The organism is Eisenbergiella porci, assembly GCF_009696275.1.
Classification (GTDB): domain Bacteria; phylum Bacillota; class Clostridia; order Lachnospirales; family Lachnospiraceae; genus Eisenbergiella; species Eisenbergiella porci.
In genome coordinates, this window is record NZ_VUMI01000145.1 from 1 (window position 1) to 1,099 (window position 1,099).

Below are 1,099 nucleotides of genomic sequence, written 5' to 3' on the forward strand. Positions count from 1 at the left end.
ACTTAACCGTAATGTCCTATATTGGCACTGCCAAGAAACATGGAAAAAATGCGGTTGAAGCTATAAAAAATGCATTTATGGGAAGACCTGAATTAATATTTGAATAATAGGCCTCCTAAACAGTTACAACTTTTTTTGTATTTTACCATTTTTCTCTTTCCTGTTGTGGATTTGGCCGTAAACGGTCTTAATTTGGTCCTCAATGCTTATGTAAATGTCATATAAAATAAAAGGCACATGAAATTTTCTTAAAAAAATTCATGTGCCTTTTGTATTAAAAATGATTCCAGCAGAATAAAACAGTACAGTTATCTTGTGACAGCCCCCTGTTATTCCCTGTTATTTTCCTCAAACCTCTCCACAGCCTCCCACCTGGCGGCCTCCTTGGCCTTTGCATTCTGCAGGTCAACCTCCAGCATGGTTTCATAACCAAGCTCCATCACTTCCTTGTACATCTGATCGTACAGGCGGTTGAATTCCTGTTCATCGTCAGCGAATACCATATTCCAGGAATACTCCTGGATAACCTTGCGGCACTGACGCCTGATTGCGGATATTTCGGAATTTTCCTGAGAAGCCATGTAGCCGGTGCCGGGGGATACCAGAAGCTTGTTGTTTTTCTTCAGGTACTCCATGGCGCTGTCCGCTCCCATTTTATCTCTCCAGTCCTGTTCCAGCGGGGAAATATCCATATTCCTTACGGAATCCCATAAAAGATAGGCATATGGATAACCCTTATCATCCAGTTCACAGGAAGCAACGGTGCTGTAATTCAGGGTGGATATGCCTTCCGATCAGGTCCCGCTTCCCCATTCCCCGGGAACCTCCGCATCCTCTCCCATTAATGCTTTTTTCCCGAAATCTGTTAAAACAGGGCCATCCTCACCATATTCCCAGCACAAGCCTTCCGGGCCGGCCATACCGCCGGATGTCTGTGCCCTGTTGCTGCGGATTCCCTCCGGGGAATACAGCCAACGAAGAAACAGAAAATTGTATGAAAGAGATTTTGCAGCATTCTGTAAAATAATCCGCCAGTATTTCCCGGAATTCACGCAATGGCTGTGTGAAACGTCAGATCCCCGCCAGTCCAGCATATATG

1 protein-coding gene and 1 pseudogene are annotated in these 1,099 nt (G+C 44.8%); both read right to left on the bottom strand.

Annotation, left to right across the window (positions count from 1 at the left end; genetic code table 11):
- Window positions 1-329 precede the first annotated feature (329 nt).
- Complete coding sequence (locus tag FYJ45_RS29305) at window positions 330-692, bottom strand: hypothetical protein (protein ID WP_154468428.1); 363 nt, start codon at window positions 690-692, stop codon at window positions 330-332.
- A 102-nt stretch (window positions 693-794) separates the two neighbouring features.
- Window positions 795-1,099 (bottom strand): annotated as a pseudogene (locus FYJ45_RS30015) (hypothetical protein); the annotation flags it as partial.